Genomic DNA, 23,520 nt, shown 5'->3' on the forward strand with positions numbered 1-23,520 from the left:
GGCCGCGAGGCCGCCCTTTTTGTTTGTGTGCGATACTCTCCGCAGACGAGTCCGCGGAAGAAGGAGCTACGCCTTGAAATACGCGATCTGCGTGCTCGTCGCGAGCAGCCGCTCGTTCGGCGACCACAACTCGGCATTCTGGTCGGCGTAGCTCTTGTGCATGATCTTCGAATCCGCCGTCGCCAGCACGCGCGTGATGTCTTCGGCCGCGAGCTCTTCGCTGTCCGTGTGAAAATAGGTCGTCAGCGACACCGTGCCGAACGGCACCAGCTCGCGCCGCGCGTGGAAGATGCGGCCGAAGAAGGCGTCCGACATCGACATCAGCGACAGCATGTCGAGCTTGCGCGGCGTGCGGTCGCTGATCCAGATCTTCGAATAGGTGCCGGCAAGCTCGGCCTGCGGTGGGCCGATCCGCATCTCGCCCTCGACGAAGCGGAATTCGTACTGGTTGGCCCAGGACGCCGCGATCTTCGGGAACGGCATCGTCTCTTCGAACGGCTTTGTTTGAGGATATTGCGCCACCCGATGCTCCCAGGACGGCCGGCGCTCGGCGAACACCGCGGTCGCGAGCGTTGCGACCTCGCCGCCGCCCTGGCTGAGCTCGACGCTCCAATGCTGGCTGGAGCGGTTGGCCTTCACCAGACGCACATCGAGATCGAACGGACCCTTCGCGATCGGCGCGCAGTAATTGACGGTGAGCGCCAGCGGATCGCCGGCGGCTTGCGGGTGCTCGATCAGCGCGCGGAGGATCGTCGCGGCGGTGGCGCCGCCGAACGGGCCGACAAAGGCCCAGTAATCGTCGCTGGTGTGCCCCTGCCAGCTCGAGTCGCCCGCGGTGATGCGGGTGGCGTCGTCGAAGGGATGCGGGAGCTTGGCGTGCATTGTTTGATCCGGCTTTCGATGTCGAACGTCATATCACGTCCGGCGCCGGCTGATGCAATTACCTCTGACGTAGCCGCTTCCATCCTGCGGAAAATCAGCCCGCGACGTCGCGCAGATCAGGCAGTAGCGGCGTGGTCGGGTTGACCGGCACGTTCCAGATCTCCTCGGCGTATTCGCGGATGGTGCGGTCCGAGGAGAACCACGCCATGCGCGCGACGTTGAGGATGGAGGCGCGGGTCCAGGCCGGCGTCACCTGCCAGCGTGCGTCGACCGCGCGCTGCGCTTCGTAATAGGAATCGAAATCGGCGCTGACCATGTAATGGTCGAGATAACGCAGCGCATGCGCGATGGATTCGAAGCGGCCGGGATCGCCGGGCGAGAATTCGCCGGTGCCGATCGCGTTGATGGCGCGCTGCAGCTTCGGCGAATTGAGGATCACGTCGGAGGCGTCCAGCCCCTGCTTGCGCCGGATCATCACGTCGCCGGCCTCCATGCCGAAGATCGCGATGTTCTCAGCTCCGACATGGTCGCGGATCTCGATATTGGCGCCGTCGAGCGTGCCGATGGTGATGGCGCCGTTGAGCGCCAGCTTCATGTTGCCGGTGCCGGAGGCTTCCATGCCCGCGGTCGAGATCTGCTCGGAGAGATCGGCCGCCGGAATGATCACCTCGGCGAGGCTGACATTGTAGTCGGGCAGGAACACGACCTTGAGCTTGCCGCCGATCGCGGGATCGTTGTTGACGACCTCCGCGACGTCGTTGATCAGCTTGATGATCAGCTTGGCGTAGCGGTAGCTCGCCGCCGCCTTGCCGGCGAAGATCTTCACCCGCGGCACCCAATTGCCGTCGGGATTGTCCTTGATCGCCTGGTACAGCGCGACCGTCTCGATGACGTTGAGCAGCTGGCGCTTGTATTCGTGGATGCGCTTGATCTGCACGTCGAACAGAGCGGTCGGGTCGACCTTGATGCCGAGCCGCTCGCCGATCAGGCGCGCCAGCGCGGTCTTGTTGTGCAGCTTGACGGTGCGGAACTTCTTCTGGAATTCGACGTCGCTGGCGCGGGCCTCGATCAGCGAAAGCTGCGAGGGATCGTCGAGCACGGCCTCGCCGCAGGTCTCGCGCAACAGATCCGTCAGCTTCGGGTTCGCCAGCATCAGCCAGCGGCGGAAGGTGATGCCGTTGGTCTTGTTGGTGATGCGGCCGGGATAGAGATGGTTGAGGTCGTGGAACACGGTCTCGCGCATCAGGTCCGAATGCATCCCCGAGACGCCGTTGATGCGGTGCGAGCCGACGAAGGCGAGCTGGCCCATGCGCACGCGGCGCCCGCTCTTCTCGTCGATCAGCGAGACCGAGGCGCGGAAGTCGATGTCGCCGGGGCAGCGCGCCTCGGCCAGCGCCAGATGCTGCACGTTGATACGGTAGATGATCTCGAGGTGCCGCGGCAGCAGCCGCTCGAACAGCTCGACCGGCCAGGTCTCCAGCGCCTCGGGCAGCAGCGTGTGGTTGGTGTAGGACAGCGTGGCGACCGTGATCTTCCAGGCCTCGTCCCAGCGGAAATTGTGCAGGTCGACGAGGATGCGCATCAGCTCGGTGACGGCAAGGCTCGGATGGGTGTCGTTGAGCTGCACCGCGACCTTGGACGACAGGCTGCGGAGTTGGCCGTCGGAGGCGAGGTGCCGCTTCACCAGGTCCTGCAGCGAAGCCGAGACGAAGAAATATTCCTGGCGCAGCCGCAGCTCGCGGCCCGCCGGGCTCTCGTCGTTCGGATAGAGGAATTTGCAGATCGCCTCCGCGCGCGACTGCTCGGCGCTGGCGCTGACATAATCGCCCTTGTTGAAGGCATCGAGCTTCAGCGGATCGGGCGAGCGCGCCGACCACAGCCGCAGCGCGTTGACGTGCTGGCCGCGCCAGCCGACGATCGGCGTGTCATAGGCAATCGCCTGCACCGTCTCGCCGGGATGCCAGATCGCGCGGTCGCGGCCCTTGTCGTCGACATGCTCGACGGCGCCGCCGAAATTGATGTCGTAGATCACCTCGGGCCGCTGCAATTCCCAGGGGTTGCCGAAGCTCAGCCATTCGTCCGGATATTCCTGCTGCCAGCCCTGATTGATGATCTGGCGGAACAGGCCGTAATCGTAGCGGATGCCGTAGCCGATCGCGGGGATCGACAGCGTCGCCATGCTCTCCATGAAGCAGGCGGCGAGCCGCCCGAGGCCGCCATTGCCGAGCGCGGCGTCGGGCTCGCATTTGCGCAGCTCGGGCAGCGAGACGCCGAGATCGCCGAGCGCGACCTCGAAGATCTTGAGGAGGCCCATGTTGTTGAGCGCGTCGCTGAACAGCCGACCGATCAGGAATTCGAGCGAGAGATAATAGACGCGCTTGCGGCCGGCGTCGTAGCTGTGCTTCTCCGCGGTGAGCCAGCGATGCACGATGCGGTCGCGCAGCGCGAGCGCCGCGGCCTGGTACCAGTCGTGCTTGGTTGCCATGCCGGCATCCTTGCCGATGGCAAGCCGCAGCTTCGCCAGGATCACGCCCTTGATCTCGGCCAGCGCGAGCTCGTCGATGGGCTGCGTGGCAGCGGAAGAACTGGGCTGGAACGATGAATCTTGCAAAGCTGTCATTTCCTGGTCGACGAAGCGCTACTCACTCTACGCACCCTGCTCCTGGACCGGAACCATCGCTGGCGCGGCCGTGTCCCGCACGGAGGTAAAATTATGCAAGGAACGGGCCGATTTGGGAACCCGGACGAGCACGGAGAAACCTAAGTTTCCGTGCTAGATTGCCGATCAATTCAGCCATCAGTGTGGAGGAACATCCCCATGAAACTGCTGAAGCGACTGCTGATTGAAATCGCCGCCGCGGCCCTGCTCGTCATCTGCATCAGCGCCTCCAGTGCCGCATTTGCCGCCGGCAAGCCCGGCCGCAGCGCGGATGGCCTGAGCTGCGGCTTCACCGTCCCGCAGAATGCCTCGCCCGCGGCGCGCTGCGCCGCCATCAAGCGCCAATGCGGCGGCAAGTTTTACGCGAATGCGTGCGGCGACAGGCTGATGTCCGCGGTGAATTGAGAGCCGGGCGGCAATCGTCGCGGCTTCGAGTCGGCGTCAGGCTGCCTTCAAGCCGCCTTGGCCTGCACCGCATCGCAAAATTCGGCAAGACGGTCCGCAAGCCGCAGCGTGGCCGGGCTCGCATCGGGCGAAGCCATCAGTGCGACCTCGGTCTTGTCGATCGGCGCAAAACCTTCCTTCGCCGTCAGCACGCGGTGGTCGGACTGGATCGACATCTCCGACAAGATGCTGAGGCCCATGCCGGCGGCGACCGCGGCCTGGATGCCTGACAGGCTCGAGGAGGAATAGGCCATGTGCCAGGCGCGGCCGATGCTTTCCAGCGCGTGGATGGCGCCGGCGCGGTAGAGGCAGCCGGCCGGGAAACCGATCAGCGGCACGGATGCGGCGTGGACGTCGACCGGATGGCTCTTGCTGGTCACCCAGTGCACCCGCTCCGGCCACACCGCGATGGCGCCGTTCTCGCCGGCGGCGCGCTTGAACAGCGCAAGGTCGAGCTCGCCGCGCTCGAGATCGCGCGCGAGGTGCTTGCTCTGGTCGGCGCGCACGTCGAGCCGCAGGCCCGGATGCGAGCGCGCGAACGCGCCGAGCAATTTGGTCAGCCGGTACGCCGCGAAATCCTCGGGGATGCCGAGCCGGATCGCGCCTTCGCCCTCCGGCTGGCGCAGCACGTCGCGCGCCTCCTCGGCCAGCGAGAGCAGCCGGCGCGCATAGGACAGCAGCCGCTCGCCGGCCTCGGTCGGGCGCACGTTCTTGCCGTCGCGATGCAGCAGAACCTGGCCGATATCGTCCTCCAGCCGCTTGATCTGCTGGCTGACCGTCGACTGCGTGCGGTGGACGCGCGCACTGGCGCGGGTAAAGCCGCCGGCCTCGACCACCGAGACGAAACTGCGTAGCAGCTCGAGATCGAGCATCACCGCCTCCATTCGAAAATCCACTTATCGGCAGTTAATCATTTAATTTCCAAATGACAAGCGGCCTCCCTAGATCGAGGGTTCAGGAGAATGCCCTCATGTCGCTCGCCCCCTCGATCTCGGTCCCCAGCCGCCGCTTCAACACGCTGCCGCTCGCCATCGGCCTGTTCTGCCTGCTCTGGAGCTACGCCTTCGTCGCCGGCAAGATCGGCGTCACCCATTGCCCGCCGCTGATCCTGCTCGCCGCGCGCTTCTCGCTTGCCGGCATCTTGATCCTGGGTGCAACGCTGATCCGCGGCGAGGCCTGGTCGCTGTCCTGGCGCGATGCGGCGATCTTCGCCGTGCTCGGCATCGCCAACAACGCGCTCTATCTCGGCCTCGGCTACACCGGCCTGCAATCGGTCTCCGCCGGCCTCGGCGGCCTGATCGTGTCGGCCAATCCGGTCTTCACCGCGGCGCTCGCAGCCTTGCTGCTCGGCGAAGGCATGACCTGGCGCAAGGCAAGTGGCCTGCTGCTCGGCATCGCCGGCGTGACGCTGATTGTCTGGCATCGCCTGTCGGTCGGCACGGATTCCCTGCACGGCATCGTGTTCACGCTGGCCTCGCTCGCCTCGATCGTCGCGGGCACCATCCTGTTCAAGCTTCTTGCGCCGAAGGGAAGCTTGTGGATCGGCAACGGCGTGCAGAACCTCGTCGCCGGCCTCGTGCTGACGCCGGTCGCGCTCACCTTCGCCGATGTCCACGCGATCGATGTCACGCCGGGCCTGATCGGGGCCTTCGCGTTCCTCGTGCTCGGCGGCTCGATCCTCGCTTACTGGCTCTGGTTCCATCTCCTGAAAGTGTGCGGCGCGACCGCCGCCAGCGCCTATCATTTCCTGATGCCGCCGCTCGGCATGCTGTTCGCGTATCTCGTCCTTGGTGAGCATGTCGAAGCGCGCGATCTGCTCGGCATCATTCCGGTCGCGCTCGGCATCTATCTGGTGACGCGGCCGGCGAAGACCGTCGCATAAGAGGAGTTTGTCCCATGCCCATTTCCATCACCCTGATCGGCGGCCCCACTGCGCTGATCGAGATCGACGGCTTTCGCCTGCTGACCGATCCGACCTTCGATGCGCCCGGCGCCTATCAGCTGCTGCATGTGAAGCTGGAGAAGACCATCGGCCCCGCGTTGAAGCCCGAAGCGATCGGACCGGTCGATGCCGTGCTGCTCAGCCATGACCAGCATTCGGACAATCTCGACAATTCGGGCCGCGACTATCTCCATAAGGTCAAGCGCGTGCTGACGACGGAAGCGGGCGCAAAGCGGCTCGGCGGCCATGTCGAGGGCCTTGCGCCCTGGGCGACCTCGCATCTGAAGGATCGCGACGGCAACACGCTGACCATCACCGCAACGCCGGCGCGCCATGGCCCGGCCGGCATCGAGCCGCTGTCCGGCGACGTGATCGGCTTCGTGGTGTCCTCGAGCCGCAAGGACACGACTTCGGTCTATATCAGCGGCGACACCACCTGGTTCGACGGCGTCGCCGAAGTCGCGCGCCGCTTCAAATGCGGCGTGGTGCTGCCCTTCGCCGGCGCCGCGCAGACGCGCGGGCCGTTCCATCTCACCATGGACACCAACGACACCATCGAGACCGCGCGCGCCTTTCCCGATGCGATGATCGTGCCCGTGCACACCGAAGGCTGGGCGCATTTCCGCCAGAACAGCGAGGATCTGCGCAAGACGTTCGACGCGCTCGGATTCGGACCACGGCTGCGCCTGCTGGAGCCGGGCGTGCCGACGGTGGTGGAAGCGCCGTAGCTGCCGCGGCCGTCATTGCGGCCATTCATGCACGAACGCAGGTCTCGTGCCCCGGACGCAGCGCAGCGCCTTTTCGGCGGTGCGCTGCTGAGCCGGGGCCCATGCCTCCGCATTCATCACGGGCTTTCTGGGTCCTGGCTCGCACCGCAACGCAAGAGCGTTGCGCCGCGTCCGGGACACGAGAGGAAGGAACGCGATAAACACAACCTCCCTCATTGCAATGACAGCGATCGTCAATCCTTCCGAAACACGATCGACGCCATCCAGCCCGTCATCAGCGCCATCGCGGCTGTGACGAGGCCGTAGATCAACCCGTTCTGCCGGGCGGTGGTGGCGACGAACTGTTCGAAGCCGACCTTGACGATCTCGAACGCGGTCTCGGTCTTGCCGATGAACGCGCCGTTCGCGAACAGCTTGATCTCGACTTCATAGGTGCCGATCGGCACTTCCGCCGGCAGCGGGATGCCGGTGCGGAACAGGGTCGGCGTCAGGAACGTGACGGCGCTCCCATCCTCGCGATAGAGCCCGTGCTGGGTGCGCAGGCGGATGAAGGCCGAACGGAACGCGTCGTTCGGCACCACGTCGGCATAATCGCCGCCGACCCGCTGCGTCAGCAGCACGTTGTTGAGCCCGATCTGCTGCCGCCGCGCGATCTCGGGCGAGGTGATGGCGTCGAAGGGGCGGTTGGCGAACAGCGCGAGATAGCTCGGCACCTGCAGGAACTGCCGATAATCGGTGTTGATCCAGATGCCGAAGGTGCGTTCCTTGCGACGCGTCACCATGTCGGCGCGCGGGCCCATCACGGTGACGACGAGATCGTAGGACGTGCGATCGGCGGGCGTGGTGGCGTCCTTCTCCACCGAGCCGAACAACACCAGCTCCTCGCCGGAATAGTTCGGCGTCACCGTGACGCGGTGGTTGGAGACCGACACGATCAGCCGCTCGGCGTGCGCAACCGAGCCGAGCAGCAGGACGAGCAGGAGGGCGAGCGCCGTGCGCTTCATCCGCTCGCTCCGAGGTCACGGATGGTGAAGAGGTCCGCAGGCTGGATCACCAGCTCGATCGCGAAGCGGATTCCGACCGAGAGGATGAGAAGGCCGAGCAGCAGCCGCAGCTGCTCGCCGCGGATCTTCTGGCCGGCGCGGACGCCGAACTGCGCGCCGGTGACGCCGCCGACCATCAGGATCAGTGCCAGCACGGCGTCGACGAGGTGATTGGTCACCGCATGCAGCATGGTCGCGAACAGCATGGTGACGAGGGTGAGGACCATTGAGGTCCCGATCACCGTCGAGGTCGGCACCCGCAAGAGATAGATCATGATCGGCACCAGGATGAAGCCGCCGCCGATGCCCATGATGGCGCCGATGAAGCCGATCATGATGCCGACGACCACCACGGGAATCACCGAGAGATAGATCTTCGAGCGCTTGAACCGCATCTTCAGCGGCAGGCCGTGGATCCAGTTGTGCGTGCGGCGCGGCGGCAGTGCGCCGCGGCGGGTCCGCATTAGCGCGCGCAGGCCTTCCGAGAACATCAGGCTGCCGACAGTGGTGAGCAGCACGACGTAAGAGAGCGCGATCATCAGATCGAGCTGGCCGAGCGCGCGAAGCTGCGTGAAGGTCCATACGCCGAGCGCCGTGCCCGTCACGCCGCCGCATAACAGGACGCTCGCCAACGCCGGATCGATCGCGCGCCGCCGCCAATAGGACAGCGCGCCGGAAAACGAGGACGCCGCGATGTGGCTGGTGACCGAGGCGACCGCGACCGCGGGCGTGATGCCGATGAAGATCAGCAGCGGCGTCATCAGGAAGCCGCCGCCGATCCCGAACATGCCCGAGACGAAGCCGACCGCGGCGCCCATCGCCAGCACCAGGAAGACGTTGACGGGAAGATCGGCGATCGGAAGATAGAGCTGCATCGAAGGACCACGCTCCGGCGAGACGGATCGACTATCGCGGAATGCCCGCCGGACGGTCGGAACGATTGCCGCGCCCCTCAATAGCGGAATTTGCTGGCGGGAGGGACCCTAGAAATTCTGGCGTGGTGAATGGCTGCGACGAGTGCGTGTTGAATTGGGCTTGATCGTTACGGCAGCGGAAGTGCGCTCCCTCCCCCGCAAGCGGGAGAGGGTTGGGGAGAGGGTACCTCCGCGGTGGGGCTCCCCAAGAGGAGAGAACCCCCACCCGCCGCGCTTCGCGCGTCGACCTCCCTCGCAAGCGGGAGAGGTGCACACCGAGCGCGTGGCTCGTACTGTCCGTCTAAAGCTGTTCGCCTTTAATGCGCAGCCGAGGCCGACTTCTTCGCCGCGACCGGCTTCGGTGCGGGCTTGGCGCTTGCCTGCGGGGCGCTGTCCCAGCCACCGGCGGGAGCTGCGACATTGACCGCATCATCCGGCTGCGGCTCGGCCGCAAATGTCTGGATCGCGAGCTTGGCGGCGGCGAGCGATTGCGGGTCGAGGCGCTTGGCGACGTCGTCGCGCTTGCCGGACGCATCCGCGTCGCCCTGGGCAGCGGCGAGGCTGAACCACTTGTAGGATTCGGCGAGGTTCTGCTCGACGCCGATGCCGCGGGCATAGAGGATGCCGAGGTTGAACTGGCTGTCGGCGACGCCGCGATCGGCGGCCTTGCGGAACCATTGCGCCGCGCTCTTGTAATTGGCGCCGCGTCCGCCGCCATCGGCGTCGAGCACCGCGAGATTGTGCATCGCCTTGGCGTTGCCGCGCTCGGCGGCCTGGGTGTAGTAGCGGCGCGCGATGTCGGCGTCCTTCTTCACGCCCAAGCCCTTCTCGTAGAGCGTGCCGAGGCGGAAGGTCGCGGGGATCACGCCGGCCTGTGAGGCGCGGTCGTACCATTTGGCGGCTTCGTCGTAGTTCGTCGCAACGCCCTTGCCTTCCGCAAAGCGCAGACCGATCTCGTAGGCCGCGGTCGCATCGCCCTTCATCGCGGCGCTGCGCAGGCCGGGGCCGCCGATGCCGTCAGGCAGCTTTTCGCTCGGCGGCACCTGGATGGAGCCGAGCTTGGCGCGGCTCGTGCCCGACAGCGCGCCGGTGACGTCGCTGCTCGGCGCAACTGCGGGCGGCACCGTGGCCGGCGCCGTCGGAATCTCAACCGAGGCCGAGTTGCCCGAATTGGCGGCGGGAGCCGGCGCGGAATTGTTCTGGGATTGCCGTCCGATCGGCGTCGGCGAGGTCATCGATGGCGTGACCTGCTCGGGCGTGGCGGGCTTGTTCTCGATCACCGGCGGCGGCGGAGGGGCCTGCGGCGCGGGCTGGCTGGACGTGTCCATCGCCTGCGGCGCTGGCGACGGGCTGCCTTCGAGCAGGTTCATCGCCATCTTGAAGGTGCCGAGCACGATCACGACCACGCTCGCCCCGACCAGCAGCGAGCGGATCTTCGAGGTGATGGTCGAAGCGCCGTCCTTGCCCTTGTCCTTGCCGCGATCGGCGCCGGCCTTTGCACCACCCTTGGCACCACGCGCCGGCTTTTCCGGCTGCGCGGCGGCGGCCTGTGCGGCGCGGCGGGCGGCCGCGATGAAGCTCGACGAGGAGACCGGCTCTTTCGCAGCAGCGGGAATGTCGCTGATCGCGCTCTCGGAGGCGGCAATGCGCTCCGACGGCGTGGCGGCGCGTCCACCCGGCCGTGTGCCCGGCTCGAGCGGATGATCCGGCGGCAGTTCGGGTGCGAGCGCGGCGCGGGCGGGCGCCGTATGCGGCTCCAGGATCTCGCTGATCGCGCGCGGCGGAATTGGCGGTGCCGACGGCACCGGCGGCGGCGCGGCGGGGGCCGCGGCATGGAATTCACGCGGCGCGGCGGCGAAGGCGGCTTGCGCCTGCTGCTGCGCGGCGGGATTCGGCAGCTCGGGCTTCGGATCGTATTTCGGCTGTTGTGCCTGCGGCCGCGGCTCGCGCGCGACAGGCGCGGGCTCCATGGAAACAGCCATGGGAGCCGCCATCGGCATCGGCTGCGGCGCGGCGGCCGGCGGCGCCGTGCGCACCGCGCGCAGGTCGCCCTCGATCATGGACAGGCGATCGACGACATGGCCGAGCGCGCTGTGGACGGCATCGAGCGAGTCCTGCGTGCTGCGGTTGGTCTCGGCCTGGCTGAAGCGGATGTCGGACAGCTCGCGCTTGACGAGATCGACAACGCCGGAATCGGCAGGTGCCGAACTGCGGCTCTCGGCCAGTGCGGAATAAGTCGCCTGCTGCCGCTCCAGGTGCCGGAGAATGTCGTGCAGCCCGTCCTCGACGCGGCTCAAATTGCCGTTGCGCGGGTCGGAGGCGGCTTCGATCCGCTCCAGCAGGTATGAGACGCGCTGTTCGAGATGGGCGAAGGTCGAGGCGGAATCGTTGCCGACCTGCATGCGGTCGAAGCGGTCCGACAGGGCGCGGATCGCGGATTCGAGATGCTCGGTGCTCTCGGAGGGCTGCGGCCGCTCGCGGGTTTCCAGCGCCGCGGTGAGCGCCGCAATGCGCTGCTCCAGCACTGCAAAGCTGTCGCCCTGACCGGAGGCGCGGGTGACCTGGTCGACCTTGGAGGACAGCAGCTGCACGTCTTCGGACAGGCGTGCCAGCGCTTCGTTGGAGGCGACGTTGGAAACGATGCCGCGCAGCGCCGAGATCGCGCTTTCGAGCTGATGCACGGTCGAGGGATCGTCATTGGCGCGCAAGATCAAATCGAGCTTGGCGCCGAGATTGCGGATCGCCTCGTCATAGCCGGTGAGCTGCTCCGCCGGCGTCAGCGTGCGCAGCACCTGCTTGATGTCGGACAGCGCATGCTCGATGCCGGACAGCACCTGGCCGTCGGTGCCGTTGGACCGCGTCTCGTCGATCCGCCGATGCAGCGAGCGGATCTCGTTCTCGATCGATTCGATCGCGCGCCGCGGCATCGCCTCGGTGATGGCGGTGCGGATCTCGGCGAGCTCGCTGCGGAAGGCGTTGATCGCCTGCTCGGTATTGTCCGGCCGCTGCAGCGATTCGATCTGGCTGGTGATCTTGAGCAGATGGCGCTCGAGCGAGGAGAAATCCGGCCCTGCTTGCGGCGGCGGCGGAGCATAGGCAGGCGCGGGCGGCGCCGCCATCGGTGTCATGGGCGGCGCGTAAGGAGCAGCCGAAGGCGCAATCGATGGCGCGGCGCGCGGCGGCATCTGCCGCGGCGTAAAGCCGTCGAGCTCGCTCTGCCGCGCGGTGATCTCGGCCACGGCGACGTCGAACGACGCGGGGCTCAGGGGAGGGGAGTTGCGATAGACCTGCGCGGCCGCGCGCTCGACCATGTCGGCCTGGCGCTGGCGTGTTTCAACGGGCGAGGGCGCAGGCGCCGGGCGCGGCGCTTGCTGCGACTGGGGCTGCTGCGGCTTGGAAATCTGCGACAGCCGCGCATCGAGCCGCGAGATCGCGTCGTTGAGCTGGCGCGCGACGCCCTGCTCGCGCGAGACGTCCCTTGAGGAATCCTGGCGCGGCGCGGGCTTTGAAATTCTTTCGATCTGCTGGGTGATCGCGTCGAGCCGCTGATGGATGTCGGCGACTTCGCGGCTTTCCTGGCTCGGTCCTTGATTCGGTCCCTGGCTCGCACCTTGGCTCGGAACGTGCGCAGCTTGCGGACGCTGGTCGTAAGATCCGCGAAAGTTTGGCGGGGCAGTTTCGCCGAGCGTGGAGTTCAGCCAATCGTTGAGCGACATGCCGGCTCTGCGCGCAGCAGCTTCGGCCCGCTCCCTGACGGATGGGTCGATGCCGTCAACACTCCACGATACGCGCGAATTCATGACTCTGTCCGGTTCCGACTCCGGCGCCCCACCCGGCGCCTCCAGTCTCCCCACGCGTGCCGGTTGCAAAGACAATCGAATTTGGCGCGGGTCGTCTGCCTCGAAAACCGACTTTTGTCCGTTACGGTAAATAACGGGTTAAGGAATGCCTTGCCGGTGTCTTAAAGTTGGGCGGGGAACACCAGCCCCGGAAACCGGTGCGCTCCCTCCCCGCTTGCGGGGGGAGGGCTGGGAGAGGTGCCTCCGTGATGGGACAGCCCCCAAGAGGAGAAAGCCCTCACCCGCGCCTTCGGCGCGACCTCTTCCGCAAGCGGGAGAGGTTTTGGCACGCCGTCGCTGATCGAATTCTCAGCCCTTCTCCCGCTTGCCCTCGTCCAGCGGTACCACCGTGGCCTTGCCGCTCATCGCCGACAGCGCGGCGAGGGTCTCCTCGCAGAAGTCGGCCACCATTTGCTCATGCCGGGCGCCCAGGCGGAGCAGCAGCAGATTGCCGAGGTCGAGCCTTCCCTCCGCGGTGCCGTCGGGAAAGCGCTTCTTCAGGATGCGCTCGTAATTGGCGTGGCGGTCGCGGTGGTGCTCCAGGCGGGCCATCAGATCGGCGCGCAGCGGCTCGATGTCGATGCTGTCGAGGGCGTGGAGGCGGACCAGCAAATCGTCCTTGGTCGAGGCCGGCGTGCTTGGCCGCGCGGCCCAGTGCCGCAGCGCTGTTCGCCCCTCCGGAGTGAGCGTATAAACCAGCTTGTTGGGCTTGCCCGTCTGCACGACCTCGCGGCCCTGGATGTGGCCGCGGTCGCGCAGCTTGGAGAGCTCGCGGTAGATCTGCTGATGGTCGGCCTTCCAGAAGAAGCCGATCGAGGAGTCGAACGTCTTGGCGAGCTCGTAGCCCGTCATCGGACGTTCCGTCAGACATGCGAGGATCGCGTCGCCCAGGGCCATGCCCGGCCTCCTTGTTTCAACCTCGACCATCGTGCTTGACTTTATGCGCATTGGCGCATATGCGTCAATGTGCATATCGCGGCATCTCGGGCCGGGCGAAAGATCCGACCCGAAAAGCCCAGCGAAATCAATCACCACGCTACTGTGCATGGGGTTGTTTTCGCCCTTTTTAGTCCAGGCCTTTAGGGAGGCAGCTGAGAATGACCGGCCTCGATTCCTGGTACGCCTACATGAAGTCTCATGATCGCGCCGCGCTCTGGGATCTCCTGCATCGCGATGCCGTGTTCGAAAGCCCCGTCGTCCACACGCCGCAGCGCGGGCGCGACATCACCTTCAAATACCTTTCCAGCGCCGAGCAGGTGCTCGGCGGCCCGACCTTCACCTATGTCGGCGAATGGCGCAGCGACAACGGCGCCGTGCTCGAATTCAAGACCGAGATCGACGGCATCGAGATCAACGGCGTCGACATCATCAGCTTCGATGCCGAGGGACGCATCACGCATTTCAAGGTGATGGTGCGTCCGCTCAAGGCGATCAACATGCTGCACCGCCTGATGGCGGAGCGGCTGGCCGCCCAATCATGACCCTGCCCTGAGGTTGCGGAACCCGCTAAGCTCGCGGGCCAGGCTGCGCCGCAGGAACGACTGACATCACCACTTTCGAAGGCCCATTGCCGGGAGACCCCCATGCCGATCTACAAAGCCCCCGTCGAAGACGTGAACTTCCTGCTCAACGACGTCTTCCAGATCGACCGCTACGACAATCTCGCCGGCTTCTCCGATGCGTCGAGCGACGTGCGCGAAGCCATTTTGGGCGAAGCTGCCAAGCTAGCCGAAGAGGTGCTGCAGCCGCTCAATCGCGTCGGCGATCTCGAAGGCTGCAAGCGCGCCGATGACGGCAGCGTCACCACGCCGAAGGGCTTCAAGGACGCCTTCAAGCAGGTCGCCGAAGGCGGCTGGCTCGGCCTGTCGGCGCCGACCGAGTTCGGCGGCCAGGGCCTGCCGGTGACGCTCTCGCAAGCCGTCAACGAATTCCAGATCTCCGCCAACATGGCGTTCTCGATGTATGGCGGCCTCACCATGGGCGCGACCGCGGCGCTGATCGTGCACGGCTCGCCCGAGCAGAAGCAGATCTATGTGCCGAAGATGGTCGCCGGCGAGTGGACCGGGACCATGAACCTGACCGAGCCGCATTGCGGCACCGATCTCGGCATGCTCCGCACCAAGGCGGTGCGCCAGGCGGACGGCAGCTTCAAGATCACGGGCACCAAGATCTTCATCTCGGCCGGCGAGCATGATCTGGCCTCCAACATCATCCACCTCGTGCTGGCCCGCATCGAGGGCGCACCCGCCGGCATCAAGGGCGTGTCGCTGTTCGTGGTGCCGAAATTCCTGGTCGATGCCGACGGTTCGGTGGGCGCGCGTAACGGCGTCGTCTGCGGCTCGATCGAGCACAAGATGGGCATCCACGGCAACTCGACCTGCGTGATGAACTACGACAACGCCACCGGCTGGCTGATCGGCGAAGAGAACAAGGGCATGCAGGGCATGTTCGTGATGATGAACGAGGCCCGCCTCGGCGTCGCCGTGCAGGGCCTCGCGCAGTCCGAAGTGGCCTATCAGAACGCCGTCGCCTACGCCCGCGAGCGCATCCAGGGCCGCGCGCTGACCGGCGCCAAGGCGCCGGACAAGCCGGCCGACCCGATCATCGTGCATCCCGACGTGCGCCGCACGCTGCTGTCGATCCGCGCCTTCAACGAAGCCGCGCGCGCTTTCGTGATGTGGACCGCGCTGAAGAGCGACGTCGCGCATCGCTCGGAGGACCCGAAGGACCGCCAGGCCGCCGACGACCACATGGGCCTGATGACGCCGGTGCTGAAGGGCTTCCTCACCGATTACGGCTTTGCCAACGCGGTGCAGGCGCAGCAGATGTATGGCGGCCACGGCTACATCGCCGAGCAGGGCATGGAGCAGTTCGTGCGCGATGCGCGCATCGCCATGATCTATGAAGGCGCCAACGGCATCCAGGCGCTCGACCTCGTCGGCCGCAAGCTGCCGCGCGACGGCGGCCGCGCCATCATGGCCTTCTTCGGCGAGGTCATGGCCTTCGCCAAGGAGAATGGCGGCGACGAGGCGCTGAAGCCTTTCATCACCCCGCTGTCGGCCTCACTCGGCCATCTGCAGCAGGCCACGACGTGGCTGATGCAGAACGCGATGGCGAAGCCCGACAATGCCGGCGCCGCCGCAACCGATTATTTGCATCTCTTCGGCTTCGTCGCGCTCGGCTACATGTGGGCGAAGATGGCCAAGGTGACCAATGCCAAGATTGCCGAGAGCGGGGCGACGCCCTATCTCTCGACCAAGCTGGTCACCGGCCGTTTCTTCATGGAACGGATGCTGCCGGAGACGGCCGCCAATCTCGCGCGCATCCAGGCCGGCTGCGCCACCATCATGGAATTGCCGGCGGAAGCGTTCTGACGCTTTCCGCTTCACTGGAGATCGCGACCGCGCAGCGGTCGCCGCAACAATAACTGCAATCAGGAGGCTCCCCATGGCAGATGCCTATATCTACGATCACGTCCGCACCCCCCGCGGCCGCGGCAAGGCCGACGGCGCGCTGCACGAAGTCACGGCGCTCGCGCTTGCGACCGTGCCGCTGAAGGCGCTGAAGGACCGCAACAATCTGCCTGAGGATTCCGTCGACGACGTCGTGCTCGGCGTGGTCGATCCGGTCGGCGAAGCCGGCAGCGACATCGCGCGCTTCGCCGCGCTCAAGGCCGGCCTCGGCGAAGCCGTCCCCGGCGTGCAGATCAGCCGCTTTTGCGCCTCCGGGCTCGATGCCGTGAATTTTGCCGCAGCCCAGATCATGAGCGGCCAGCATGAGCTCGTGATCGGCGGCGGTGCCGAGTCGATGAGCCGCGTCGGCATCGGCGCCTCCGGCGGTGCCTGGCCGATGGATCCGTCGATGGCGGTGCCGGCCTATTTCATGCCGCAGGGCGTTTCGGCCGATCTGATCGCCACCAAATACGGTTTCTCCCGCGACGACGTCGATGCCTATGCGGTGCAGAGCCAGCAGCGCGCGGCGAAGTCCTGGGAAGAAGGCCGCTTCGACAAGTCGATCGTGCCGGTGAAGGACATCAACGGCCTCACCATCCTCGCCAAGGACGAGCACATGCGTCCTTCGACGACGATGCAGTCGCTGGCGCAGCTGCAGCCCTCGTTCACGATGATGGCGCAGATGGGCGGCTTCGACGGTGTCGCGATCCAGTCGCACCCGGAGATCGAGCGCGTCAACTACGTGCACCATGCCGGCAATTCCTCCGGCATCGTCGACGGTGCCGGCGCGGTGCTGCTCGGCAGCAAGGAGGCGGGTGCAAAGTACGGGATGAAGCCGCGTGCGAAGATTCGCGCCTTCGCCAATATCGGCTCGGAGCCGGCGATGATGCTGACCGGTCCGGTCGACGTCACCGAAAAACTGTTCGCGCGCTCCGGCATGAAGAAGTCGGATATCGACCTGTTCGAGCTCAACGAGGCCTTTGCTTCGGTCGTGCTGCGCTACATCCAGGCCTTCGACATCGACAACGCCAAGATCAACGTCAATGGCGGCGCCATCGCGCTCGGCCATCCGCTCGGCGCCACCGGCGCGATGATTTTGGGCACCGTGCTCGACGAGCTCGAGCGCACCAACAAGTCCACCGCCCTCGTCACGCTGTGCATCGGCGGCGGCATGGGCACCGCGACCATCATCGAGCGCGTCTAAGGGTAGGGAGCAACCAACATGTCTTACAAGAACTTCAGGGTTGAGACCGATTCCGACGGCATCGCGCTCGTCACCTGGGACATTCCGGGCCGTTCGATGAACGTGCTCGACGAGACCTCGACCAACGAGCTCGACGCCATCGTCAAGGCGACCACGGCCGATGCCGCGGTGAAGGGCGTCGTCATCACCTCCGCCAAGGAAGCGTTCTGCGCCGGCGCCGACCTCTCCATGCTCGAAGGCATGAACCAGGCCTATGCCAAGGTCTTCAAGGAGCAGAGCGAGACCGCCGCGAACCAGATGCTGTTCGACCAGAGCCGGCGCTTCTCGCTGGTGCTGCGTTCGATCGAGACCTCAGGCAAGCCGTGGGCGGCCGCAATCAACGGCCTCGCGCTCGGAGGCGGTTTCGAGATCACGCTGTGCTGCCACTACCGCGTGGCCGCGGAGAATCCCAAGACCCGCCTCGGCCTGCCCGAGGTCAAGGTCGGCCTGTTCCCCGGCGCCGGCGGCACGCAGCGCGTGCCGCGCCTGGTGCCGCCGCAGGACGCCATGACGATCCTGCTCAAGGGCGATCCTGTGACGGTCGAGAAGGCCAAGGCGCTGAATTTGATTCACGCCATCGTTCCGGCGGCCGACCTCGTCAAGGCGGCGAAGGACTGGATCAAGGGCGGCGGCAAGGCGATCGCGCCCTGGGACGAGAAGGGCTTCAAGCTGCCGGGCGGCCCGGTGTTCTCCAAGGCCGGCATGATGATGTTCCCCGCCGGCAACGCGATCTATCGCCGCGAGACCTACGACAATTATCCGGCCGCGCGCGCCATCATGAGCTGCGTCTATGAAGGCCTGCAGCTGCCGATCGACGCAGCTCTTCGCGTGGAGTCGCGCTACTTCACCTCGGTGCTGCGCTCCAAGGAAGCGGCCGCGATGATTCGCAGCCTGTTCCTGTCGATGCAGGAGCTCAACAAGGGCGCCCGCCGTCCGAAGGACGTGCCCGCCACCAAGGTCAAGAAGATCGCCGTGATCGGCGCCGGCTTCATGGGCGCGAGCGTCGGCTACGTCTCGGCCCGTGCCGGCCTCGACGTCGTCCTGATCGACCGCGACCAGGAAAGCGCCGACAAGGGCAAGGCGCATGCGCAGAAGGTGATCGAGGACCAGATCAAGAAGGGCCGCGCCAAGCCTGCGGACGCCGAAGCGCTGCTCGCGCGGATCACGCCGACCGCGGACTACGCCGCGCTGAAGGACGTCGACCTCGTCATCGAGGCCGTGTTCGAGGATCGCAAGGTCAAGGCCGATACCTTCGCCAAGGCGCAGGAGCACATGAAGCCGGACGTGATCTTCGCGTCCAACACCTCGACGCTGCCGATCACCTCGCTGGCCGAGAGCTTCAAGGACCAGGGCAAGTTCGTCGGCATCCATTTCTTCTCGCCGGTCGAGAAGATGATGCTGGTCGAGATCATCAAGGGCAAGAACACCGGCGATCTCGCGCTCGCGACCGCGCTCGACTATGTCCGGCAGATCGGCAAGACGCCGATCGTCGTCAACGACTCCAGAGGCTTCTTCGCCAACCGCTGCGTCGGCCGCTACGTCGCCGAGGGCAACGAGATGTTCCTCGAGGGCGTGCCGCCGGCGATGATCGAGAACTGCGCCAAGATGGCCGGCATGCCGGTCGGCCCGCTCTCGCTCTCGGACGAAGTCGCGCTCGACCTCGGTCTGAAGATCATGAAGGCGACGGAGGCCGATCTCGGCCCCAACGCCATCAATCCCGACCAGAAGAAGCTGATGGTGGAGATGGTCGAGAAGCAGGGCCGTCTCGGCCGCAAGAACAGCAAGGGCTTCTACGACTATCCCGAGAAGGGCAAGGGCTCGAAGAGCCTGTGGCCGGGCCTCTCGGCCTTGCAGCCGAAGCAGCTCGACCCCGACACGCTCGACATCGAGGAGCTGAAGCAGCGCTTCCTGGTGGTGCAGGCGGTGGAAGCCGCGCGCACGGTCGAGGATCACGTCATCACCGATCCGCGCGAGGCGGATGTCGGCTCGATCCTCGGCTTCGGCTTCGCGCCGTTCACCGGCGGCACGCTGTCCTACATCGACTTCATGGGCACGAAGAAGTTCGTCGAGCTCTGCCACAAGCTCGAGGCGAAGTACGGCTCGCGCTTCACCCCGCCGAAGCTGCTGGAGGAGATGGCGGCGAAGGGCGAAACCTTCTACGGCCGCTTCGCGCCGAAGAAGGCGGCGGCCTGACGAGAAGCCTGTAGCTGCGCAGAATCAAAAAGGGCCGGATCCATCGATCCGGCCCTTTCACTATTTCGGGAGAGCTCTGCCTTACTTCGCCTGCGCGAGGCCTTCCTTCCGCAGTGCTTCCTGCACCTGCGGCCTCGCCGCGACGCGGGCCTTGTAGGCGGCCAGGTTCGGCATCGCCGTGAGGTCGAACTTCATCCGGTCGGCCCAAACCAGCATCGTGAACAGATAGCCGTCGGCCACCGTGAACTGCTTGCCCATCAGGTAGTCGCGGCCGGCGAGCTGGCTGTCGATATATTTCAGCTTGCCCATGACGCGGTCCTTGAAGAAGGCCTTGGCCTCGTCGTTCAGCGCCGGCGCGAACAGCGGACCGAAGCTCTTGTGCACCTCGGAGGTGAGGAAGTTCAGCCACTCCAGCAGCTTGTAGCGCTCGGAACTGCCGTGGGCCGGCGCCAGCGCCTTGGCCGCTGCCTGATCGGCGATCATCTGGACAATGACCGGGCCTTCGGTCACGATCTCGCCGCTGTCGAGGCCCAGCGCAGGGACCTGGCCCTTGGGGTTCAGCTTCAGATAATCCTCACCATTTTCGAGCTTCTTGGCCCGGATATCGACCTTGACCAGCTCATAGGGCAGGCCGGCTTCCAGGAGCGCGATGTGGGGGGACAGCGAACAGGCACCGGGCGAATAATACAGTTTCATGGAATTTCCTTCTCCTGATGCTTGGTTCGGCCGAAAGAACGATTACATGCAGTTGCTTGGAATAGTCAAGATTGATGCAGCTGCATCAAATGAGGTAAGAGACGGGCGACGAGCTTGAGCGGGACCATGAAACGCAAACCATCGACCGAGGCGACTTCCGCCTGGATCCGCCTGATGCGGGTGCAGAGCCGCGTGCTCGATTGCGTCGAGCAGGATTTGAAGAAGGCCGGTTTCCCGCCGCTTGCCTGGTACGATGCGCTGCTCGAATTGTCACGGGCGCCGAGCGGCGAGCTGCGGCCGGTGGAGCTCGAACGGCAGATGCTGATTCCGCAATATTCCACCTCGCGCCTGATCGACCGCCTGGTCGACGAGGGCCTCGCCTCACGGCGCGAATGCAAGATCGACAAGCGCGGCCAGTTCGTCGAGATCACCGAAGCCGGCCGCGAGCTGCAGAAGCGGATGTGGGGCGCCTATTCGGCCGCGATCGAGAAATATGTCGGTTCGAAACTGTCCGATGCCGATGCCGTCAAGCTCAGCGGTCTGCTCGACCGGCTGGGCTGCTCGTGCGGCGAGATGAAGCTGCCGCCCGTCGCCAACGTCAACGAAACCGCGCCGTCGCGATGATCGCGCGGCACACCAGCTCGTCCGTGCGCCCGGTGGGTTCGCGGACCATCCCCGTCACCCGCGCGCATTCGGTCGAAGCGCCTTTGATTAGAGTTTGATATGGCGCGAGACCAGATCGATATGACGCCGCTGCAATCGCGCGACGAGCTCGTGGCGTGGTTCGAGGCCGGCTGCAAGCCGGCGTCCGAGTGGCGCATGGGCACCGAGCACGAGAAGACGCCGTTCACGCTCGAAGGCCACCGTCCGGTGCCCTATGAGGGCGCGCGGGGCATCGGCGCGCTGCTCGAAGGCATGAAGCTCCTGCTCGGCTGGGAGCCGATCATGGAGAAGGGCAACATCATCGGCCTCTACGACGTCACCGGCGGCGGCGCGATCTCGCTCGAGCCCGGCGGACAGTTCGAGCTCTCCGGAGCCCCGGTCGAGAATGTGCACCAGACCCAGAGCGAGTTGATGGCGCATCTGGCGCAGGTGCGCGAGATCGCAACGCCGCTCGGCATCGGCTTCCTTGGCCTCGGCATGACGCCGTCCTGGTCGCGCGCCGACATCCCGATGATGCCCAAGGGCCGCTACAAGATCATGACCAACTACATGCCGAAGGTCGGCCAGTACGGCCTCGACATGATGTACCGGACCTGCACGGTGCAGACCAATCTCGACTTCTCCTCCGAAGCCGACATGGTCAAGAAGCTGCGCGTGTCGCTCGCACTGCAGCCGGTCGCAACCGCCCTGTTCGCCAACTCGCCGTTCACCGAAGGCAAGCCGAACGGCTTCCTCTCCTTCCGCTCCGAGATCTGGCGCGACACCGACAACGCGCGGTCGGGCATGATGCCGTGGGCATTCGAGGACGGCATGGGCTTCGAGCGCTATGTCGACTACGCGCTCGACGTGCCCATGTATTTCGTCAAGCGCGACGAGGACTACATCGACGTGTCGGGCTCCTCGTTCCGGGCGTTCTTCGAGGGCCGCAACAACAACCTTCCCGGAGAGCGTCCGACGCTGTCGGACTGGGCCAATCATCTGTCGACCATCTTCCCGGAAGTGCGGCTCAAGCGCTATCTTGAGATGCGCGGTTCCGACGGCGGTCCGTGGGGCCGCTTGCCGGCGCTGCCGGCGTTCTGGGTCGGGCTGCTCTATGACGATGTCGCGCTCGATGCGGCCTGGGAGATCGTCAAGCACTGGACCGCGCCCGAGCGTCAGGCCCTGCGCGACGACGTGCCGCGGTTCGGCTTCAAGGCGCGGATCAAGAACCGTTACCTGTTCGAGATCGCCAAGGAATGCCTCGTTCTGGCCCATGCCGGCCTGCGCCGTCGCGGCCGGATCGACCAGCTCGGCCGCGACGAAACCCGGCATCTGGAGCCGCTCGACCGCATCATCGATTCCGGCCGGACGCCGGCCGAGGAAATGTTGGACAAGTTCAACGGTCCCTGGAAGGGCTCGGTGGAACCGGCCTACGCGGAATACGCGTTCTAGGGACCCGATCGGGAGTTCAGCCGTTCATCGCCCATACAGGTTTGCGGCGATCAAATGACCGGCTGAAAAAACCTGAGCGTCCTCAATAACTCGAAAGCTGTTCCGATGGGGAAGGGCCGCCTGTCCGGCGCCGTCATGGCACAGGTCTTGGCAAAGGTCTTGGCAAGCGTCGTGGCCTGTGCCGCGCTGCTGTCGCTCGCATTTGCGAGCGTGCCGGCGCGCGCCCAGACGGCGTTCGACCGGCCCGGCGGCGACTATTTCAGCTCGCCGGTCGCGTCGGGCGATCCGGAGGATTGCGCGCTGCTGTGCGAGCGCGACCGCCGATGCCGCTCCTGGAGCTTCAGCTATCCCGACGTCGAAGGCGGCTCGGCGGTGTGCTGGCTCAAGAACACCGTGCCGGCGCGCGTGCCGGGAAGCTGCTGTATCTCCGGCGTGCGCGGCGCTGGCGTGATCGAGCCGCGGGTCGAGGGCGTGGAGACGTCAATCGACCGCCCCGGCGGGGACCTGCGCAATTTCGAGCTGAAGGACGGCGAGAGCGTGGAGGCCTGCAAGGCCGCGTGCACCGCCGACAACAAGTGCCGCGCCTTTACCTATGCCCGCCCCGGCTACACCGGGCGCGAGGCGCGCTGCTTCCTGAAAAAGGAAATCAAGCCGCCGCGCCGCAAGGCAGGGTTCACGTCGGGCGTGGTGCGGTAGGGGCCGGTCTCACTGCAGGCGCAGGTGCCGTTGGTTGGGGAAAGGCGCCCCTGCTCCGTGCCCACGAACTTTCCAATACGGCGACGGATACGTGGGGACGCTTCGCTTTGCCCCCTACGAGATTCTCAGTCCGCTGCGATCACCGTGAGCTCCGGCCACAAGGTCTTCCATCGTGCGGTCTTCACCGCGTAATTCGCCGCGGAAAAATTCGGTCCTGGATTGGGCCGCGCGATCAATCCCCCAACGTCGTCAAAGCCGTGCGGCGCGTACACCTCGTAGCCATCCCCTGCGCGCCTCACGCCGACCTGCGTATTCTGCGTGAGGAAGCGGTCGATGCCGTGGGTCGAACGCGTCAACGGCGGATAGGGCAGGCCGTGCTTGTCGGGGTACCATAGATGCACACGCGCCTGGTTGCGGATCTCGATCTTGGCGCCGAGATGCGTGAGCCGCGCATCTAGCTTGCGGATCACAGCGTCCTCCGCCTCCCACGAAATATCGGGATCGAAATAGAACACGTCGTAATCGGCAATGCCGTGATCGACCGCGCGGCCCGTGAGCGCGTTCCACACTGTCTGCACCAGGCAACCAGAGACGAGCCACGCGTCCGGCAGGGCGAGGCGGTGCAGTTCATCGATGATCGCGACGTTGACGGGATTTCTCAGCGCGAGCGCGAGGAATTCGTCGCGGTTCATCGT

Annotated in this window: 19 protein-coding genes; 10 read left to right on the forward strand and 9 right to left on the reverse strand. The window is 65.8% G+C overall.

The window, feature by feature from the left end; translation table 11 throughout:
* Positions 1 to 66 precede the first annotated feature (66 nt).
* Positions 67 to 882, reverse strand: a complete 816-nt coding sequence (locus tag XH83_RS03760; RefSeq protein WP_194405742.1) for an acyl-CoA thioesterase II — start codon at positions 880 to 882, stop codon at positions 67 to 69.
* Between the two features lie 94 nt (positions 883 to 976).
* A complete protein-coding gene (locus XH83_RS03765) occupies positions 977 to 3,502 on the reverse strand; it encodes a glycogen/starch/alpha-glucan phosphorylase (RefSeq protein WP_194405743.1) in 2,526 nt (841 codons plus the stop codon).
* 198 nt (positions 3,503 to 3,700) lie between these two features.
* On the opposite strand from XH83_RS03765, the gene XH83_RS03770 reads away from it, so the two are divergent.
* Complete coding sequence (locus tag XH83_RS03770) at positions 3,701 to 3,946, forward strand: hypothetical protein (RefSeq protein ID WP_194405744.1); 246 nt, start codon at positions 3,701 to 3,703, stop codon at positions 3,944 to 3,946.
* A 47-nt stretch (positions 3,947 to 3,993) separates the two neighbouring features.
* Here XH83_RS03770 and XH83_RS03775 read toward each other — a convergent pair whose 3' ends face one another.
* Positions 3,994 to 4,857, reverse strand: a complete 864-nt coding sequence (locus XH83_RS03775; RefSeq protein WP_194405745.1) for a LysR family transcriptional regulator — start codon at positions 4,855 to 4,857, stop codon at positions 3,994 to 3,996.
* Between the two features lie 98 nt (positions 4,858 to 4,955).
* Between XH83_RS03775 and XH83_RS03780 the strand changes: the two genes are divergently transcribed.
* On the forward strand, positions 4,956 to 5,867 hold the full coding sequence (locus XH83_RS03780; protein ID WP_194405746.1) for a DMT family transporter: 912 nt from the start codon (positions 4,956 to 4,958) through the stop codon (positions 5,865 to 5,867).
* A gap of 14 nt (positions 5,868 to 5,881) precedes the next feature.
* The gene (locus tag XH83_RS03785; protein ID WP_194405747.1) at positions 5,882 to 6,655 is read left to right on the forward strand and encodes an MBL fold metallo-hydrolase; all 774 of its coding nucleotides are present in this window, start codon (positions 5,882 to 5,884) and stop codon (positions 6,653 to 6,655) included.
* A 233-nt stretch (positions 6,656 to 6,888) separates the two neighbouring features.
* On the opposite strand, the gene XH83_RS03790 is transcribed toward XH83_RS03785, so the two are convergent.
* The 4 genes from XH83_RS03790 to XH83_RS03805 form a co-directional block, all read right to left on the reverse strand.
* A complete protein-coding gene (locus XH83_RS03790) occupies positions 6,889 to 7,659 on the reverse strand; it encodes a TIGR02186 family protein (protein WP_194405748.1) in 771 nt (256 codons plus the stop codon).
* Positions 7,656 to 8,573: a sulfite exporter TauE/SafE family protein gene (locus XH83_RS03795; RefSeq protein WP_194405749.1), complete on the reverse strand. Its 918-nt coding sequence runs from the start codon at positions 8,571 to 8,573 to the stop codon at positions 7,656 to 7,658. Before XH83_RS03795 ends, XH83_RS03790 begins: the two co-directional genes overlap by 4 nt.
* Positions 8,574 to 8,929: 356 nt before the next feature.
* Complete coding sequence (locus XH83_RS03800) at positions 8,930 to 12,412, reverse strand: tetratricopeptide repeat protein (RefSeq protein WP_194405750.1); 3,483 nt, start codon at positions 12,410 to 12,412, stop codon at positions 8,930 to 8,932.
* A gap of 348 nt (positions 12,413 to 12,760) precedes the next feature.
* A complete protein-coding gene (locus XH83_RS03805) occupies positions 12,761 to 13,348 on the reverse strand; it encodes a PadR family transcriptional regulator (protein ID WP_194405751.1) in 588 nt (195 codons plus the stop codon).
* A 200-nt stretch (positions 13,349 to 13,548) separates the two neighbouring features.
* Between XH83_RS03805 and XH83_RS03810 the strand changes: the two genes are divergently transcribed.
* The 4 genes from XH83_RS03810 to XH83_RS03825 all read left to right on the forward strand — a co-directional run bounded on the left by XH83_RS03810 (position 13,549) and on the right by XH83_RS03825 (position 19,339).
* On the forward strand, positions 13,549 to 13,932 hold the full coding sequence (locus XH83_RS03810; RefSeq protein ID WP_194405752.1) for a nuclear transport factor 2 family protein: 384 nt from the start codon (positions 13,549 to 13,551) through the stop codon (positions 13,930 to 13,932).
* Positions 13,933 to 14,034: 102 nt separating this feature from the next.
* A complete protein-coding gene (locus XH83_RS03815) occupies positions 14,035 to 15,825 on the forward strand; it encodes an acyl-CoA dehydrogenase C-terminal domain-containing protein (RefSeq protein WP_194405753.1) in 1,791 nt (596 codons plus the stop codon).
* A 73-nt stretch (positions 15,826 to 15,898) separates the two neighbouring features.
* Positions 15,899 to 17,107 (forward strand): acetyl-CoA C-acetyltransferase, encoded by a 1,209-nt coding sequence (locus XH83_RS03820; RefSeq protein ID WP_194405754.1) that lies wholly within the window; start codon positions 15,899 to 15,901, stop codon positions 17,105 to 17,107.
* 18 nt (positions 17,108 to 17,125) lie between these two features.
* Positions 17,126 to 19,339, forward strand: a complete 2,214-nt coding sequence (locus tag XH83_RS03825; protein ID WP_194405755.1) for an FAD-dependent oxidoreductase — start codon at positions 17,126 to 17,128, stop codon at positions 19,337 to 19,339.
* Between the two features lie 81 nt (positions 19,340 to 19,420).
* On the opposite strand, the gene gstA is transcribed toward XH83_RS03825, so the two are convergent.
* Positions 19,421 to 20,035: a glutathione transferase GstA gene (gene gstA, locus XH83_RS03830; RefSeq protein ID WP_194405756.1), complete on the reverse strand. Its 615-nt coding sequence runs from the start codon at positions 20,033 to 20,035 to the stop codon at positions 19,421 to 19,423.
* A 126-nt stretch (positions 20,036 to 20,161) separates the two neighbouring features.
* Between gstA and XH83_RS03835 the strand changes: the two genes are divergently transcribed.
* The 3 genes from XH83_RS03835 to XH83_RS03845 all read left to right on the forward strand — a co-directional run bounded on the left by XH83_RS03835 (position 20,162) and on the right by XH83_RS03845 (position 22,825).
* Positions 20,162 to 20,659, forward strand: a complete 498-nt coding sequence (locus XH83_RS03835; protein WP_194405757.1) for a MarR family winged helix-turn-helix transcriptional regulator — start codon at positions 20,162 to 20,164, stop codon at positions 20,657 to 20,659.
* A gap of 99 nt (positions 20,660 to 20,758) precedes the next feature.
* The gene (locus XH83_RS03840; protein WP_194405758.1) at positions 20,759 to 22,129 is read left to right on the forward strand and encodes a glutamate--cysteine ligase; all 1,371 of its coding nucleotides are present in this window, start codon (positions 20,759 to 20,761) and stop codon (positions 22,127 to 22,129) included.
* Positions 22,130 to 22,234: 105 nt separating this feature from the next.
* Positions 22,235 to 22,825, forward strand: coding sequence for a PAN domain-containing protein (locus XH83_RS03845; RefSeq protein WP_194405759.1), 591 nt, complete (start codon positions 22,235 to 22,237; stop codon positions 22,823 to 22,825).
* A 125-nt stretch (positions 22,826 to 22,950) separates the two neighbouring features.
* On the opposite strand, the gene XH83_RS03850 is transcribed toward XH83_RS03845, so the two are convergent.
* Positions 22,951 to 23,517 (reverse strand): nucleotidyltransferase family protein, encoded by a 567-nt coding sequence (locus tag XH83_RS03850; protein ID WP_194405760.1) that lies wholly within the window; start codon positions 23,515 to 23,517, stop codon positions 22,951 to 22,953.
* Positions 23,518 to 23,520 lie beyond the last annotated feature (3 nt).

Source organism: Bradyrhizobium sp. CCBAU 53351, assembly GCF_015291745.1.
Classification (GTDB): Bacteria; Pseudomonadota; Alphaproteobacteria; order Rhizobiales; family Xanthobacteraceae; genus Bradyrhizobium.

Coding starts and splice junctions, on each gene's coding strand:
- XH83_RS03820 (WP_194405754.1), top strand. CDS start 15,899: ATGGCAGATGCCTATATCTACGATCACGTCCGCACCCCCCGCGGCCGC.
- XH83_RS03800 (WP_194405750.1), bottom strand. CDS start 12,412: ATGAATTCGCGCGTATCGTGGAGTGTTGACGGCATCGACCCATCCGTC.
- XH83_RS03785 (WP_194405747.1), top strand. CDS start 5,882: ATGCCCATTTCCATCACCCTGATCGGCGGCCCCACTGCGCTGATCGAG.
- XH83_RS03770 (WP_194405744.1), top strand. CDS start 3,701: ATGAAACTGCTGAAGCGACTGCTGATTGAAATCGCCGCCGCGGCCCTG.
- gstA (WP_194405756.1), bottom strand. CDS start 20,035: ATGAAACTGTATTATTCGCCCGGTGCCTGTTCGCTGTCCCCCCACATC.
- XH83_RS03850 (WP_194405760.1), bottom strand. CDS start 23,517: ATGAACCGCGACGAATTCCTCGCGCTCGCGCTGAGAAATCCCGTCAAC.
- XH83_RS03840 (WP_194405758.1), top strand. CDS start 20,759: ATGGCGCGAGACCAGATCGATATGACGCCGCTGCAATCGCGCGACGAG.
- XH83_RS03810 (WP_194405752.1), top strand. CDS start 13,549: ATGACCGGCCTCGATTCCTGGTACGCCTACATGAAGTCTCATGATCGC.
- XH83_RS03760 (WP_194405742.1), bottom strand. CDS start 882: ATGCACGCCAAGCTCCCGCATCCCTTCGACGACGCCACCCGCATCACC.
- XH83_RS03795 (WP_194405749.1), bottom strand. CDS start 8,573: ATGCAGCTCTATCTTCCGATCGCCGATCTTCCCGTCAACGTCTTCCTG.
- XH83_RS03780 (WP_194405746.1), top strand. CDS start 4,956: ATGTCGCTCGCCCCCTCGATCTCGGTCCCCAGCCGCCGCTTCAACACG.
- XH83_RS03815 (WP_194405753.1), top strand. CDS start 14,035: ATGCCGATCTACAAAGCCCCCGTCGAAGACGTGAACTTCCTGCTCAAC.
- XH83_RS03775 (WP_194405745.1), bottom strand. CDS start 4,857: ATGCTCGATCTCGAGCTGCTACGCAGTTTCGTCTCGGTGGTCGAGGCC.
- XH83_RS03805 (WP_194405751.1), bottom strand. CDS start 13,348: ATGGCCCTGGGCGACGCGATCCTCGCATGTCTGACGGAACGTCCGATG.
- XH83_RS03790 (WP_194405748.1), bottom strand. CDS start 7,659: ATGAAGCGCACGGCGCTCGCCCTCCTGCTCGTCCTGCTGCTCGGCTCG.
- XH83_RS03765 (WP_194405743.1), bottom strand. CDS start 3,502: ATGACAGCTTTGCAAGATTCATCGTTCCAGCCCAGTTCTTCCGCTGCC.
- XH83_RS03845 (WP_194405759.1), top strand. CDS start 22,235: ATGGGGAAGGGCCGCCTGTCCGGCGCCGTCATGGCACAGGTCTTGGCA.
- XH83_RS03835 (WP_194405757.1), top strand. CDS start 20,162: ATGAAACGCAAACCATCGACCGAGGCGACTTCCGCCTGGATCCGCCTG.
- XH83_RS03825 (WP_194405755.1), top strand. CDS start 17,126: ATGTCTTACAAGAACTTCAGGGTTGAGACCGATTCCGACGGCATCGCG.